The sequence below is a fragment of the Pseudomonas sp. Pseusp10 genome (genome assembly GCF_059492225.1).
This window is the reverse complement of the sequence record NZ_CP168528.1, coordinates 2,887,347-2,902,209: the sequence shown is the minus strand read 5'-3', so window position 1 is coordinate 2,902,209 and position 14,863 is coordinate 2,887,347. Positions and strand designations below refer to the sequence as shown.

The 14,863-nt window shown below is 61.5% G+C and carries 15 protein-coding genes and 1 pseudogene; 12 read left to right on the top strand and 4 right to left on the bottom strand.

The window, feature by feature from the left end; all coding sequences use genetic code 11:
- The first annotated feature begins 248 nt into the window (after positions 1–248).
- From ACEN8Z_RS13080 to ACEN8Z_RS13070, 3 genes are all read left to right on the top strand, one after another.
- A complete protein-coding gene (locus ACEN8Z_RS13080) occupies positions 249–653 on the top strand; it encodes an antitoxin Xre-like helix-turn-helix domain-containing protein (protein ID WP_495597904.1) in 405 nt (134 codons plus the stop codon).
- Complete coding sequence (locus tag ACEN8Z_RS13075) at positions 647–1,339, top strand: RES family NAD+ phosphorylase (RefSeq protein WP_495597903.1); 693 nt, start codon at positions 647–649, stop codon at positions 1,337–1,339. Before ACEN8Z_RS13080 ends, ACEN8Z_RS13075 begins: the two co-directional genes overlap by 7 nt.
- Before the next feature lie 257 nt (positions 1,340–1,596).
- Positions 1,597–2,076, top strand: a complete 480-nt coding sequence (locus ACEN8Z_RS13070) for a phage infection protein (protein ID WP_495597902.1) — start codon at positions 1,597–1,599, stop codon at positions 2,074–2,076.
- A 350-nt stretch (positions 2,077–2,426) separates the two neighbouring features.
- Here ACEN8Z_RS13070 and ACEN8Z_RS13065 read toward each other — a convergent pair.
- The 3 genes and pseudogenes from ACEN8Z_RS13065 to ACEN8Z_RS13055 all read right to left on the bottom strand — a co-directional run.
- A pseudogene (locus tag ACEN8Z_RS13065) lies at positions 2,427–2,666 on the bottom strand (hypothetical protein); the annotation flags it as partial.
- Positions 2,667–2,942: 276 nt separating this feature from the next.
- Positions 2,943–3,356, bottom strand: coding sequence for a cupin domain-containing protein (locus ACEN8Z_RS13060; protein WP_442100951.1), 414 nt, complete (start codon positions 3,354–3,356; stop codon positions 2,943–2,945).
- Between the two features lie 44 nt (positions 3,357–3,400).
- On the bottom strand, positions 3,401–4,153 hold the full coding sequence (locus ACEN8Z_RS13055) for an SDR family oxidoreductase (protein WP_495597901.1): 753 nt from the start codon (positions 4,151–4,153) through the stop codon (positions 3,401–3,403).
- Positions 4,154–4,414: 261 nt separating this feature from the next.
- Between ACEN8Z_RS13055 and ACEN8Z_RS13050 the strand changes: the two genes are divergently transcribed.
- Positions 4,415–6,004, top strand: a complete 1,590-nt coding sequence (locus ACEN8Z_RS13050) for a winged helix-turn-helix domain-containing tetratricopeptide repeat protein (RefSeq protein WP_495598124.1) — start codon at positions 4,415–4,417, stop codon at positions 6,002–6,004.
- A 317-nt stretch (positions 6,005–6,321) separates the two neighbouring features.
- Here ACEN8Z_RS13050 and ACEN8Z_RS13045 read toward each other — a convergent pair whose 3' ends face one another.
- A complete protein-coding gene (locus ACEN8Z_RS13045) occupies positions 6,322–6,651 on the bottom strand; it encodes a carboxymuconolactone decarboxylase family protein (RefSeq protein ID WP_007996946.1) in 330 nt (109 codons plus the stop codon).
- Positions 6,652–6,882: 231 nt separating this feature from the next.
- Here ACEN8Z_RS13045 and ACEN8Z_RS13040 point away from each other — a divergent pair, with 231 nt between their 5' ends.
- The 8 genes from ACEN8Z_RS13040 (at position 6,883) to ACEN8Z_RS13005 (ending at position 14,852) form a co-directional block, all read left to right on the top strand.
- Positions 6,883–8,256, top strand: a complete 1,374-nt coding sequence (locus tag ACEN8Z_RS13040) for a glutamine synthetase family protein (RefSeq protein WP_495597900.1) — start codon at positions 6,883–6,885, stop codon at positions 8,254–8,256.
- A 7-nt stretch (positions 8,257–8,263) separates the two neighbouring features.
- A complete protein-coding gene (locus tag ACEN8Z_RS13035) occupies positions 8,264–9,655 on the top strand; it encodes an aldehyde dehydrogenase family protein (protein WP_495597899.1) in 1,392 nt (463 codons plus the stop codon).
- 3 nt (positions 9,656–9,658) lie between these two features.
- Positions 9,659–10,819: an iron-containing alcohol dehydrogenase gene (locus ACEN8Z_RS13030; RefSeq protein WP_495597898.1), complete on the top strand. Its 1,161-nt coding sequence runs from the start codon at positions 9,659–9,661 to the stop codon at positions 10,817–10,819.
- Between the two features lie 162 nt (positions 10,820–10,981).
- Positions 10,982–12,544 carry an amino acid permease gene (locus ACEN8Z_RS13025; RefSeq protein WP_495597897.1) on the top strand — a complete coding sequence of 521 codons (1,563 nt, stop codon included), beginning with the start codon at positions 10,982–10,984 and terminating at the stop codon, positions 12,542–12,544.
- A gap of 193 nt (positions 12,545–12,737) precedes the next feature.
- Positions 12,738–13,028 (top strand): DUF7693 family protein, encoded by a 291-nt coding sequence (locus ACEN8Z_RS13020; protein WP_495597896.1) that lies wholly within the window; start codon positions 12,738–12,740, stop codon positions 13,026–13,028.
- An 80-nt stretch (positions 13,029–13,108) separates the two neighbouring features.
- Positions 13,109–13,681, top strand: a complete 573-nt coding sequence (locus tag ACEN8Z_RS13015; protein ID WP_495597895.1) for a chorismate mutase — start codon at positions 13,109–13,111, stop codon at positions 13,679–13,681.
- Positions 13,682–13,687: 6 nt separating this feature from the next.
- The gene (locus ACEN8Z_RS13010) at positions 13,688–14,431 is read left to right on the top strand and encodes an SGNH/GDSL hydrolase family protein (protein ID WP_495597894.1); all 744 of its coding nucleotides are present in this window, start codon (positions 13,688–13,690) and stop codon (positions 14,429–14,431) included.
- Positions 14,424–14,852 carry a nuclear transport factor 2 family protein gene (locus ACEN8Z_RS13005; RefSeq protein ID WP_008002876.1) on the top strand — a complete coding sequence of 143 codons (429 nt, stop codon included), beginning with the start codon at positions 14,424–14,426 and terminating at the stop codon, positions 14,850–14,852. Before ACEN8Z_RS13010 ends, ACEN8Z_RS13005 begins: the two co-directional genes overlap by 8 nt.
- The last annotated feature ends 11 nt before the right edge of the window (positions 14,853–14,863 follow it).

The window sequence follows — 14,863 nt, the reverse complement described above, 5'->3', positions numbered from 1 at the left end:
TGCGCAGCAGTCGTAAATCCGGCTTTCATGATCTCTCTGACGTACCGCGAACTCTGATTTTGCGACTGCTACGCAGCCGGACGCAGGCTACGCCAGCTGCTACAGATTGCGTTGTGGCTTAACTGATCGGTATTAGCCTTGCACACGCCTTTTTTCGTCCGCATCTAGTCCACTGGTCGCACCAATGTTGCTCTACAGATTCAATCTATCTAGATTTGAATCTATAGATTCACATCGAGCACACAAACATGGCCGTCCCCGCCCAAGCCCAATCCTTCAGCAAAAACCAATGCGTAACCGGCCTGCGCGCCGCTGTGAGCATCCTCGAAAAGTGGAAAGCCACCAGCGATCAGGCCTGCCGCATCCTGCGCATCTCCCGCAGTACCTACACCCGTGCGCGGCAGCATGACCCGGACTGGGCCGTGGCGCTGGATGCGGACCAGATGCAGCGCATCAGTTTTGTGCTGAACATTCATGCAACGTTGCGGCTGGTGTTCGATAACCCGGAGAACGTCTACGGTTTTGCGTCAATGACCAATAGCAACGAGTTTTTCAACGGGCGTTCGCCGCTGGAGATCATGGCGCAGGGCGACATGATTTCGCTGTATGAAACCTTCCGCCGCATTGACATGCTGCGGGGTGCGCAATGGTGATGGCGAGTGAGCTGGCCGCGTTTGCCGGTCAGTCGTTGCAGGCTTATCGCCTGGTCAATTCAAAGTTCCCGCCGATTGCGTTGTTTGATGATGTGGCGGATGCAGATGAGTTTGAGGTGTTGTTCGAGATTCAGGCGCTGACCAATCCGCGGTTGAAGAATGAGGTGGGTCAGCTGGAGTTGATTGCACGCAGCGAGATCCCGTTCGGGATTGCGGGTTGCTCCTACGCGATAGCGCCGTTTACCCACGTCAACCCGGCGGGTTCGCGCTTCAGTGACGGCAGTTTTGGGGTGTTGTACCTGGCGGATTCGATGGAAGCGGCACTGGCCGAGGTGCGGCATCACCAGGCTCTGTATTGGTCGAAGGTACCGAGCCTGAACTATGAGCGGTTTGTGTTTCGTGGGTTGGTCTGCGCCTTTGGCGATGGCGGGATGAAGGACGCCACCGCCCTGCCGCTGACCGATCCGGTGTATGCGTCGGACGACTACACCGATTCCCGCCGCCTCGGTTGGGATGTCAGGAAGGCCCAATGTCCTGGCCTGCGTTATCACTCGGTGCGGATGCCGGGCAGTCACTGCTGGGCGTTGATGACGCCAAGGCCCGTGTCCTCGATCATTCAAGCGGCGCATTACGAGATGGTCTGGAATGGGCAGATCACCAGTGTCAGCCAGATCAGCGAGGCTTGAACCCCGTTGATAGGCGCATGAAAACCTGTGGCGAGGGGGCTTGCCCCCGTTGGGTCGCGAAGCGGCCCCAAAAAAGGGCTGCTGCGCAGCCCAACGGGGGCAAGCCCCCTCGCCACAGAAAGTCCCCTCGCCGCACACGCAGTGTTCAATCCATTGACTGCGTCGATAGTCACCATTGATTCAATGAAGTTCTCTTAAAAAATCCCCGGCGTAACATCTGCTCCATACCAACCCATTACACCCCGGAGCACACCATCATGAAACGCCAAGTCCTTCTCAGCATCGCTTTCTCGGTTTTCGCCGTTAACGCTTTCGCCGCTACCTCCGCTCAACCTGTGGTTGCTGAAGGCGGCTCGGATCGTCTGATTGAAAGCCGTGTGGCTGAAGGGGGTTCCGATCGTCTGATCGAGAATCGTGTGGCCGAAGGTGGTTCGGATCGCCTGCTGGAAAAACGCGTCGCCGAAGGTGGCTCCGACAAACTGCTGCAAAACCGCGTTGCCGAAGGCGGTTCCGACAAACTGCTGCAAAACCGCGTTGCCGAAGGCGGCTCCGACAAACTGCTGCAAAACCGCGTCGCCGAAGGCGGTTCCGACAAACTGCTGCAAAACCGCGTCGCTGAAGGTGGTTCCGACAAACTGCTGCAAAACCGCGTCGCCGAAGGTGGTTCCGACAAACTGCTGCAAAACCGCGTTGCCGAAGGCGGTTCCGACCGTCTGATCGAAAGCCGCGCCGTCTGAATGCAGTGCTTTACCGCAACACTCAACGAAAAGCCCGGCCTCAACCAGGCCGGGGCTTCTTTGCATCCTTACAACTTTACACCAGCGCAGCTACGGCCACATTGAAGGTTGCGCTCGGGCGCATGGCCTTGCTGATCAGCTCGGCGTCGGCATGAAAGGTTCCTCGATTTATAGTGGGGTGTAGCAGCTGCCGAGCACCGCGAGGCTGCGTTCGGCGGCGTAGCCGTCGTAAACCCTAAGCGCACGATCTGCCTGACACACCGCACAATCTGATTTTACGACGGCTGCGCCGCCGAACGCAGCCTCGCGGTGCTCGGCAGCTGCTACAAAGGTTGCGCAGGCCACAAACAGAAACCACGGCCCAGGCCACGCAACAGGATGGCCGCCATCATGTCATTGGTGCCGCTTTCGCTGGTGGAGCCGGACAGCATCCACAAGGCCAGCAGCGCGTCTGCGCCGATCACCGTCAGCAACAGGATGCGCGGCTCCTCGAACCAGTCCCAGCGGCTGCCCTGGCTGAGCACGTAGGTGAAACAGAACAACGCGGCACCGATCAGTGAACAGCCGAGCCAGTCAAACGAACGTTGTCGGTCGAGGTCACGCCATTCGAAAACGCCAATCCCCCCCCCCCCCCAAACCACCACGACTATCAAGGCACCGACGCACAGCAACAGGCCGATGGTCTTGCGCTTGCTGCGCCGCACCACGACCTCAGGCGTTCCAGTACTTGCGCTGGTGGCAATGGCGGCCTTGTCCAGGAGCGAGTTCATTTTTTCATTTCCTGTTCAGTGCCAAGAACTAAAGCAGCCACTGGGCGACAGGGTCTGCCGCCCGGCTGTCAAACCTTCATGAGCGCGTTGATCGGCTCACTGTTTGATCGGTGTAACGAGCACCTTTTCGTCGGTGTCGAGGACAAACACCGCCAACAGGCGTGCAGGTTGGGTATCGCTGGCGTTGGCGCTGACCAGATGCACGGAACCCGGCTCCTCTACGAAGTTTTCGCCGACCTTGTAGATCTTTTCCGGCTGGCCTTTGACCTGGATGCGGAACGAGCCTTCAAGAACCGTTGCATAGATAAAGGCTGTTTTCGGATGGGTATGGGCCGGCGATGCGGCGCCCGGCCCATACTCGACGACCACGCCCCTCATGCTCTTGCCAGGGATGTTGGGAATGGGACGGTCGAACACCACCGTCACCTTGCCGGGGGGCGGCTCGGCGGCCGATGCGGCGCTGATCGAGAGCACGGCGAAGACAGCGGCCATCAGCAATCGGGTAACCATGGGATTTCTCCTGGATTGGAAGGGAAATGTGAGGGTGCGATCCGTTACTGCGCCGTCGACCGGGCCAGCCATTCGTCGAAGCGGATCGCCCCCAGGCGTGCGTTCTTGCCGGTGACCAGCGATTGATCGTCGAGCACGGCGCCGAAGTAACGGGCATGTACATCCGGCACAACCTTGCGGTTGTCCTGGGTCGCCCGCAGATAGCGCCTGGCCAGTTCGTCGATCGGCATGGTTTCCGGGCCGCCCACTTCAACCGTGCCATTGACCGGTGTTGCCAGCACGACATCGGCCAGCGCCGCTACCACGTCGTCGGACGCAATCGGCTGGATCAGCGCCGGCGAAGCATGAATTTCATCGCCGACGGCGAACGACTGGACAATGCCGCCGGCAAACTCGGAGAACTGCGTGGCACGCACAATGGTGTAGGGAACACTGGATGCCTTGATAAGGGCTTCCTGCGCAACCTTGGCCCGAAAATAGCCAGTATCGGGAAGCCGTTCGCTCCCGACAATCGACAGGGCAACGTGATGACGAACCCCGGCGGCGGCTTCGGCGGCCAGCAGGTTACGGCTCGACGTTTCAAAGAAATCGAGAACGGCCTGGTCCTCCCACGACGGCGCGTTCGCCACGTCGACAACCACATCAGCACCGTCCATCGCTTCGGCCAGGCCTTCGCGGGTGATGCTGTTCACGCCCGTGCTGGGGCTGGCGGCAAGCGCGTCATGGCCGCGCTCGCGGAGGGTATTCACAAGTTTCGATCCAATGAGGCCGGAGCCTCCGATGACGACGATCTTCATGGTTTTTCTCCACTTGTCGACTGCAACGATTGCGTCGGTGTAGAGAGAGATTGCCTGCACGCGTGAGGCAAGTCCTTGCGCCGGGCTTGGGTTTGCCTTGGCGAGCGCTTGGATTTATGTCCAAAGCTACTGAAGTTCCTCCAGCTACCCTTGCCGCTGACGGTGCAGCGGGTGTCGAGCTACCGTATCATCGTCCCCAGTTACCAACCGCCAGCCGCCTGGGACACGGCGTTGAGGGCGCTTCGCCAGGGGATGCTCAACTTGCCATTCGTGTTTGAAGATTACGTGCTCGATCAGGAGCGCCGGGAGCTGACCTTGCGCGGCCAGGTCGTGGCCGTCGGACCGCAGGTCTTCGACCTGTTGCTGCTGTTCGTCAACAATCCCGATCGAGTCCTCAGCAAGGACGAGTTGCTCAAGTCGGTGTGGGGCGGCCGGATCGTTTCGGAATCGACGATCACCAGCCACATCAATGCGGTACGCAAGGCCATCGGTGATACCGGGGAGGAGCAACGCCTGGTGCGCACCGTCGCCCGCAAGGGCTACCGCTTCGTCGGCCGGATCAACGGCGACACGAACGGGGAAGCTCGACAGCCTGACATCGACGAGCGCTCGACCGCTGCCCCGAAGCCAATCCCCTCCTCTACGCTCGCCCTGCCGGACAAACCCTCGATCACCGTCCTGCCGTTCCAGAACCTGAGCGGCGATCCGGAGCAGGAATACTTCGCCGACGGCGTCGTGGAGGACATCATCGCCGCCCTGTCGCGTATTCGCTGGCTGTTCGTCATCGCGCGCAATTCGAGTTTCACCTACAAGGGCCGGGCGGTGGACGCCATGGGCGTCGGCCAGGAGTTGGGCGTTCGCTACGTGCTCGAAGGCAGCGTGCGCAAGAGCGGGAACAAGCTGCGCATTACCGGGCAACTGATCGACGCGACGAGCGGGACGCACATCTGGGCGGAGCGCTTCGAAGGCCTGCTCGACGACATCTTCGAACTGCAGGATCAAATCACCCAGAGTGTTGTCGGGGCTATCGCGCCGCAACTGGAGCGGGCAGAAATCGAACGCGCCAAACGCAAGCCGACGGAAAGCCTGGACGCCTATGACTACTACTTGCGTGGCATGGCAAAACTGCACAGCGGCAGCCGGGAAGCCATCGAACAGGCGCTGCCGATGTTCTACCAGGCCATCGAACTCGATCCGGAGTTTGCCTCGGCCTATGGCATGGCTGCCTGGTGCCACTTCTGGCGCAAGCTCAATGGCTGGATGAGCGATCGGCCTGCAGAAATCGCCGAGGGCATACGGCTGGCGCGTCTGGCAGTGACCCTCGGTCGCGATGATGCTGTCGCGTTGACCCGGGGCGGACATGCGCTGGCTCATCTCGCCGGCGAAGTCGACGCCGGCATCGCACTGCTCGACAGGGCGCGCCTGCTCAATCCCAACCTCGCCCCCGCCTGGTTTCTGGGCGGTATCCTGCGGGCGCTGCACGGTGAAACGGACGCCGCCATTGAGCATTTGAACCATGCCGTGCGCTTGAGCCCGCTGGATCCGGAAATGTTCAGGATGCAGGTCGGGATGGCGCTCTCACACTTCTTCGCCGGGCACTTCAATGTCGCCGCAGACTGGGCGGAAAAGGCACTGGGCAACCTGCCCAGCCTGCTGGTCGCCGCGGCACTGGTGGCGGCCAGTCATGCGCTCGACGGTCGAATGGATAAAGCGACGTGGGCGATGCAACGCCTGCAAGCGCTGGATCCCTCTTTGCACCTGGGCACCCTCAAGGACTGGCTGCCCATTCAACGGCCTGAGGACCTCGCCCGTTTCGCCGATGGACTGCGCCTGGCGGGATTGCCGGAATAAAGCCGACCACCCTTGACCTTGTAGGAGCGAGCCTGCTCGCGATGGACTTGAGGACACCGCGTTTAATCAGAAAACCCGCGTCATCGTTAACGACCATCGCGAGCAAGCTCGCTCCTACAATTGCAACGGTAGGCCTTTGACTTAACGCCACGTCCAAAATCGCTTTCTCGGATTCGATGTAACTTGCCTTCGGTGTTCATGGGTGCGAGCGTTGATTGACGCGTTAAACGCATCCACTGAACTTACCAGCGGCGTGGCAAGTCATCCTCCTGACGACTATCGCAGCACGCGATGAATTCAACCGCGGTTCCGTTCACTCAACGTGCCGCTCCCTCCCCCATCACATCCTCCGCCCAACTGATCGCCGCCACGACGGTGGGAAAACCGATGGTGCTGGTCAACGCGATCAGGGTGTGACGGATCTGCTCCGGCGTTGCACCCGCCTCCAGCGCCCGGCGGGTATGGCTGTGCACGGCGCCCTCGGAATGGATCGCCGCTGCGGCGCCGAGCTGAATCAGTTGAACAACTTGCTCGTCCAGCGGCCCGGCGTGACGCACGGCCGTGCCCAAGGCCTCAACTGTATCCAGGTAATCCGGGTAGTGCTGTTTGAGGTTCTGGTAGGTTTTGTTTGCTCTCTTCTTCGCCATTTTCATTTCCCCGCGAGCCTGTACCGGCCTGCTTCGTTGGGCCTTCCACGGCCATGTTGACCCCGATTAGGCAAACTTCAATCACCGAAAACTTGCGAAAATCGACAGTAGGCTAAGCTTAGTGCAGCTAATTGCCCACGATGCTCGCGGCTGCAGTTTTTGGATTTTTCTGGAGAGCGTCTGCAACAGCTATTCCAGAAAGGCCCAAACAATTTGCGCAGGATTGCCGTGATGACCGAGCCTCTACTCAGTTTTGACGATCTAAAGCGTGCTGCCGCTTCCGGCGAAATCGATACCGTGCTGGTCTGCATGATCGACATGCAGGGACGCCTGGTCGGCAAGCGGTTCCAGGTCGAGTTTTTCATCGACAGCGGCCACGAAGAAACCCACTGCTGCAACTACCTGCTGGCCGACGACATTGACATGGAGCCCGTGCCGGGTTACGCCGCGGCCAGTTGGAGCAAGGGTTACGGCGACTTCGTGCTCAAGCCCGACATGTCCACCCTGCGGCGCGTGCCGTGGCTTGAGTGCACGGCGCTGGTGCTGTGCGATGTGCTCGATCATCACCATCGCAAAGACCTGCCCCACAGCCCGCGGGCGATTCTGAAAAAGCAGGTCGAGCGCCTGCGCGAGCGCGGCTATACCGGCATGTTTGCCTCGGAACTCGAGTTCTATCTGTTCGACGAGAGTTACGAGGCGATCCACCAGCGCAACTATCACAAACCGAAAACCGCCGGCCATTACATCGAGGATTACAACATCCTGCAGACCACCCGCGAAGAGCCGGTGCTGCGGGCGATTCGCAAGCATTTGCAGGCATCGGGCATTCCCGTGGAAAATTCCAAGGGTGAGTGGGGCCCGGGCCAGGAAGAGATCAATATCCGCTATGCCGATGCCATGACCATGGCCGACCACCACGTCATCATCAAGCACGCCTGCAAAGAAATCGCGCAGTTGCAGGGCAAGGCGATCACGTTCATGGCCAAGTGGCGCTACGACGCTGCCGGCTCCAGCAGTCATATCCATAATTCGCTGTGGGACAAGAACGCCAAAAAGCCGCTGTTCTTCGACGCGAAGGCCGAGTTCGGCATGTCGAAACTGATGCGTGCCTGGGTCGCCGGGCAACTCAAGTACGCCAACGACATCACCTGTTTTCTTGCGCCCTACATCAATTCCTACAAGCGCTTCCAGGTCGGCACTTTTGCGCCGACGCGGGCGGTATGGAGCCGCGACAATCGCACCGCCGGCTTTCGCCTGTGTGCCGAAGGCAGCAAAGCCATCCGCATCGAATGCCGCATCGGCGGCGCCGACCTCAACCCCTATCTGGCTTTCGCCGCCTTGATCGCCGCGGGCCTGGCCGGTATCGACGAGAAGCTCGATCTCGCGCCGCCGTTCGAAGGTGACGCCTATCTGGATGAGCACTTGCCGGAAGTGTCCAAGACACTGCGCGATGCGAGCGCCGCACTCAAGGCCTCCAGCATGTTGCGCGAAGCGTTCGGCGATGAGGTGGTCGACCACTACGTGCACACCGCCGAGTGGGAACAGAAAGAGTACGACCGGCGAATCACCGACTGGGAATTGCAGCGCGGTTTCGAGCGCTATTGAGAACATCATGACTGCGAAGGTGCAATTGATCTCCCCGGTCGATGGCCGGGTGTACGTCGAACGAGAGATGGCCGATGCGGCGCAGGTCGAGCAGGCGCTGACCGCCGCTGCCAGCGCACAGGCGTCATGGCAACGCCGCTCACTGAGCGAACGCGCAGCATTTTGCAGCGCTGCAGTGGATGCGATGTTGTCGATGCAGGCGGACATCGTGCCGGAACTGGCCTGGCAGATGGGCCGCCCGGTGCGTTATGGCGCCGGCGAACTGCGCGGTTTTGCCGAACGTGCCCGGCACATGATCGCCATCGCGCCGCAAGCCCTGGCGGCGGTAGAGCCCGAGCCTGTGGCGGGTTTTCGACGCTACATCAAACGCGAGCCGCTAGGCACGGTGCTGGTGGTCGCGCCGTGGAACTACCCCTATTTGACGGCGGTGAACACGATCATCCCGGCGCTGATGGCCGGCAACAGCGTGATCCTCAAGCATGCGTCGCAAACCCTGCTGGTGGGTGAGCGTTTCGCCGAGGCCATGCGCCGCGCCAGTCTGCCGGACGGCCTGTTCCATAACCTGCTGTTCGATCATCGGCAGACCGCCGCGATCATTGATTCGGGCCGGGTACAGCAGGTCAACTTCACCGGTTCAGTCGATGCCGGCAAGGCCATGGAAAGCGCCGCCACGGGACGCTTCCTCGGCGTGGGCCTGGAGCTCGGCGGCAAGGATCCGGCCTACGTGCGGGCTGACGCCAACCTCGAGCATGCAGTGGAAAACCTGGTGGACGGCAGTTTCTTCAATTCCGGGCAGAGTTGCTGCGCCGTGGAACGCATCTACGTCGACCAGAAAATCTACCCGGTGTTTGTCGAGCGCTTCGCTGAACTGACCCGCCAGTACGTGCTCGGCAATCCACTGGACGAGGCCACCACCCTCGGTCCACTGGTGAATCCCGGTGCGGCGGACTTCGTGCGCAAACAGATCGCCGAAGCATTGTCACTGGGTGCCAAGGCATTGATCGATGCCAAGGCGTTTCCCGCCGACGTGCCGGACAGCGCCTACCTCGCGCCGCAGGTCCTGGTCGATGTCAGCCATCAAATGTCGGTCATGCGCGATGAAAGCTTTGGCCCGGTGGTCGGCATCATGCCGGTGGCCAGCGATGACGAGGCCATTGCCTTGATGAACGACAGTGAGTTCGGGCTCAGCGCGTCCATCTGGACCCAGGACCTCGCAGCGGCTGAACGCCTGGGTAGCCAGATCGCCACCGGCACGGTGTTCATGAACCGCTGCGATTACCTGGACCCGGCACTGGCCTGGACCGGCGTGAAGAACAGCGGGCGCGGTGTCACCCTGTCGCCACTGGGCTACGAGCACCTGACCCGGGCCAAATCCTTTCATCTGCGTCACGAGGTGTAGACCATGAACCTGACAGGAAACTGGAACTACCCCACGAGCGTTCGTTTCGGTGTCGGGCGCATCGCCGAACTGGCCGAGGTCTGTCGCAGCCAGGGTATCCAGCGCCCCTTGCTGGTGACCGACAGCGGCCTGGCCCGCGCGCCGATCACCACGGCGGCACTCGACGCATTGCGCGCCGCCGGTCTGGGCGTGGCGCTGTTCTGTGATCTCAAGCCCAATCCGGTGGAAGCCAACCTGGCCGGCGGGCTCGACGCCTGGCGCGCCGGCCGGCACGACGGCGTGATCGCTTTCGGCGGCGGCAGTGGCCTGGACATGGGCAAGCTGATTGCCTTCATGAGCGGCCAGACCCGCCCGGTCTGGGACTTCGAAGACATCGGCGACTACTGGACCCGCGCCGACGACAGCCGCATCGCCCCGGTCATTGCAGTGCCGACCACGGCGGGAACCGGTTCCGAAGTCGGTCGCGCGGCGGTGATCATCGACGAACGCACCCACACCAAACGCATCATCTTCCACCCGAAAATGATGCCGCGCGTAGTCATCAGTGACCCGGCCCTCACCGTCGGCATGCCCGCCAAGGTCACCGCCGGCACTGGCATGGACGCGTTATCGCATTGCCTGGAAGCGTACTGCGCCCCCGGTTTTCATCCCTTGGCCGACGGCATTGCCGTGGAAGGCATGCGCCTGGTGGCCAACGCTCTGGTGAAAGCGGTACACACGCCGTCGGACCTTGAGGCGCGCGCGCAAATGCTCGCGGCAGCGGCAATGGGCGCCACGGCATTCCAGAAAGGCCTGGGCGGGATGCATGCGCTCTCGCATCCGGTGGGTGCGCTGTACGACACCCATCACGGCATGACCAACGCCACCTTCATGCCCTATGTCCTGCAATTCAATCGCACCGCCATCGAGGAACGCATCACCCGCCTGGCGGCGTACCTGCGCCTGCCCTCGCCGGGGTTCGACAGTTTCATGGCCTTCGTCCTCAAGCTGCGCAAGGACATCGGCGTGCCCCATACGCTGGTTGAGCTGGGCGTGGATGACCGGCAGGCCGACCTGATCGCCGACATGGCGATCGTCGACCCTTCTGCCGGCGGCAACCCGCTGCCATTGACCCGGGACGGCGTGGCAAAGATTTTCGACGCGGCACTTCACGGCCGTCTGTAGGAGCGAGCCTGCTCGCGATGAACGTGAGGATAACGCGGGGTGTCAGGCTCCCCGCGTCATCGTTGACGTCCATCGCGAGCGAGCTCGCTCCTACAGAAAACCAAGGTCGAGCCTACGGCGGCTCAGTTCGGCCTGTCCAACACCTGACAAAGGGCACACATCATGAACCCAGCAAGCCAGCCCGGCACCGACACACACGACGATGACGTCAAGGTGCTGCACAGCATGGGCTACGCCCAGCAACTCTCACGACGAATGGGGGTTTTCTCCAACTTCGCCATTTCCTTTTCGATCATCTGCATCCTCTCGGGTGGCATCAACTCGCTGGCCCAGGGCACCTCGGGCGCGGGGGGTATATCCATCGGGATCGGCTGGCCGATCGGCTGCCTGATCTCCGGGGTATTCGCCATGGCCATGGCGCAGATTTCCTCGGCCTACCCCACCGCCGGCGGCCTGTACCACTGGGGCTCGATCCTCGGTAACCGCTTCACCGGCTGGCTGACCGCGTGGTTCAACCTGCTGGGGCTGGTCACGGTGCTGGGCGCGATCAACGTCGGCACCTATTACTTCTTTTTCGGCGCCTTCGGACCGGCACTGGGCATGGAGGACACGACCACGGTCCGGGTAATATTCCTGGCAATCCTCACGGGCCTGCAGGCCTTGTGTAACCACTTGGGCATCGGCCTGACGGCAAAGCTCACCGACTTCTCCGGCTACCTGATCTTCGCCACGGCGCTGGCCCTGACCATCGTCTGCCTGATATCGGCACCCAGCTATGAATTCGCGCGGTTGTGGACCTTCGGCAACTATTCCGGCGAGGCGGGTGGCAGCGTCTGGCCGCAGGTCTCCAACGGCTGGGTGTTCATGCTCGGCCTGCTGCTGCCGATCTACACCATCACCGGCTATGACGCTTCCGCGCATACCTCCGAGGAAACCCGCAATGCGGCCATGTCGGTGCCGCGCGGCATGGTCATGTCGGTGGTCTGGTCATTGCTGTTCGGCTGGCTGATGCTCAGCGCGTTCGTGCTGATGCTGCCGAACATGGACGAGGCGGCCAAACAAGGCTGGAACGTGTTTTTCTGGGCCATGAACACCCAGGTCAACCCGACACTGAAACTGGTGCTTTACGTGGCGATCTTCATCTCGCAGGTGCTCTGCGGGCTGGCCACCGTCACCTCGGTTTCACGGATGATCTTCGCGTTTTCCCGGGACGGTGGCCTGCCCTGCTCAAAAGCGCTGTCGTCGGTCTCATCGACCCATCGCAGCCCGGTCGCGGCCATCTGGACAGGTGCCACCCTCGCGGTGTTGTTCGACTGGGGATCGTCGGTGATCTCGATCGGGGCAACGCCGGTCTACACGATCGTGGTGTCCTGCACGGTGATCTTCCTGTTCTTCTCCTTCGCCATTCCCATCGTGCTGGGGCTGTTTACCTATGGGACGTCGAAGTGGCCGACCATGGGGCCATGGAACATGGGGCGATTCTGGTACTCGGTGTTCGCCATCCTCTCGGTCCTGGCGATGGTGATCATTTTCGTTATCGGCATCCAGCCACCAAACGATTGGGCGCTGTACATCACCATCGGTTTCCTGATCCTGACGGCCATCGTCTGGTTCGGTTTTGAAGCACGGCGCTTCCAGGGGCCACCGGTGGGCGACATGATCGTCAAGCGCCAGGCTGAAATCGCCGCGGCGGAAGCGGCGTTGAATAAACAAGGCGGAAGTTGATGGCCGAATCACTGTAGGAGCGAGCTTGCTCGCGATGGTCGTTAACGATAACGCGTGTTTACTGGCTAAACGCGGCGCTCTTGAGTCCATCGCGAGCAAGCTCGCTCCTACAGAGTCCGGGTCAGATCAGCCGGACTTTTTTGCAGGCTGATGATCTATCCTGTGCCTCCCCGATTTCACCCCGGAGACACCTGTGCCCGCCCTCACCGCCCGCGAGGTTTACCAGCCGTTGCGCGATGCCGCCCAGGGGATTCGCACGTTCCAGCGAGTCGACGACGCTGGCGAGTCTGGTCATGTGCTGGTCGACATCGACGGCTGGCGCCTGTTGCTCGACGTCGACGCCGGCCACTTGCGCCACTGCCTGCACGGCCAATGCCCCGATGGCCGTGAATATGTGTTCGACAACGGGCAGCGCTTCGGCACCGACCCGGTGAGTTTACTCAGCACCTGGGAACTGGCGCAGCTTGAGCGGTTGCTGGCCTGAACCCTGCGCAACCTATCGTTCCCGGGCCGCACTTGTGATACACAGCCGGAGTGATTTCTGCGTCCAAGGAGGTTCTGCCCATGCCCCGTTCCCCACGCCTGCTGCACTGGCTGGCCTGCGCCCTGCTCGGTTTGTTCGCTGGCGCAGCCCAGGCCGGTACGACGCCCCCGGCACCCGATGCCCTGCAACCCTTGCTGGCGACGATGAATGAGCGCTTGTACATCAGTGAGCTGGTGGCGCTGACCAAGTGGGACAGCGGCAAACCGGTCCAGGACAACGCCCGGGAAGCGCAAGTCATCGCCAACGCCCGCATGCAAGCCACCCAGCGCAAACTCGACCCCGACGATGTCGCCAACCTGATCGCTGCCCAGATCGAAGCCAGCAAACTGGTGCAATATGGCCGGCTCGCGCAATGGCAAGCGGCGCACAAGGCGCCGGACACACCGCGGCCGGACCTCAACAACGACATCCGGCCCAAGCTCGACAACCTGCAAAACCTGCTGCTCCAGCAGTACGCCGATTTCCTGCCCTACCGCAAAGACCCGAACTGCCCGCAATGGCTGGCCACCGAACGCTCCACGCTGACCAAGGATTACCTGCATGACCAGGCGATGATTCGTGCGACCGGGGAGCTGTGTATTGCGGGGCGATAACGTCATATGAGCCGGATTGAAACCCTCGCCAAAATACTGCTCGGCCCGGTGTTGCTTGCGCAAGGTCTCTACACCAGACGAATGACGCCGAGGCTGCCGGAGGCCGAAGGTGAACGCCAGGGCGAGGCCGGCAGCGGCGATGTTCTGCGGTTGTTGATTGTCGGCGACAGCGCCGCTGCGGGTGTGGGTGCGGCGACTCAAGGCGAAGCCCTCAGCGGTCGGCTGGTCGAGCGCCTGGCTGAAGATTATCAGGTGGAGTGGAAACTCTGGGCGCGCTCGGGTCTGGATTCCCAAGGGCTGCTGGAGCTGCTCGAACATCACGCCCCCGAGCCGTTCGATGTGGCGCTGCTGTCGATTGGCGTCAACGATGTCACCAGCACACTGGCGGTTGATCAGTGGCTGGCTCGGCAACAGCGCTTGATGGCGCTGTTGTGCGACAAATTCGCGGTGAGACAGGTTGTGCTGTCGCCGCTTCCGCCGATGCACCTGTTCCCCGCCCTGCCCCAGCCGCTGCGCTGGTTTCTGGGTTTCAGGGCGCGGCGTTTCAATGCACATTTGGCGGATCTGGCGGAACGTGTGGATCAATGTACGATGCTGACAACCCCGCTGGCACCCGCACCGGGCTTGATGGCCAGCGATGGTTTTCATCCGGGGCCGCTGCTCTACCGTCAATGGGCCGACGATGCCGCCAGGGTTATCGACCAACGCTTTCGCACCACAACAATAAAAACAGGAGTTGAAGATGTCTGAGCTGAACCTGAACCCCAATGTCGCAGCGTCCCTGAAGCAGTGGCACGCGATGATTGGCAACCGCGACTTGAGCGGCTTGCCCGAATTGCTCGATCCGCAAGCGGTGTTCCGTTCGCCGATGGCGCACACGCCGTATCCGGGGGCGCCGGTGGTGTCGATGATCCTCAACACGGTCGTGAACGTGTTCGAGGATTTTGCCTATCACCGCGAGTTGGCCACGGCGGATGGCTTGAACGTGATTCTCGAATTCAGCGCCAGAGTCGGCGAGAAAGAGCTGAAGGGCATCGACATGATCCGCTTCAACGAACAGGGCAAGATCGTCGAGTTCGAAGTGATGGTGCGGCCGCTGAGTGGCTTGCAGGCGCTGGGTGAGGAAATGGGGCGGCGCCTCGGTGCTTATCTGAAGGCCAGCAAGGCCTGATTTCCCGATCC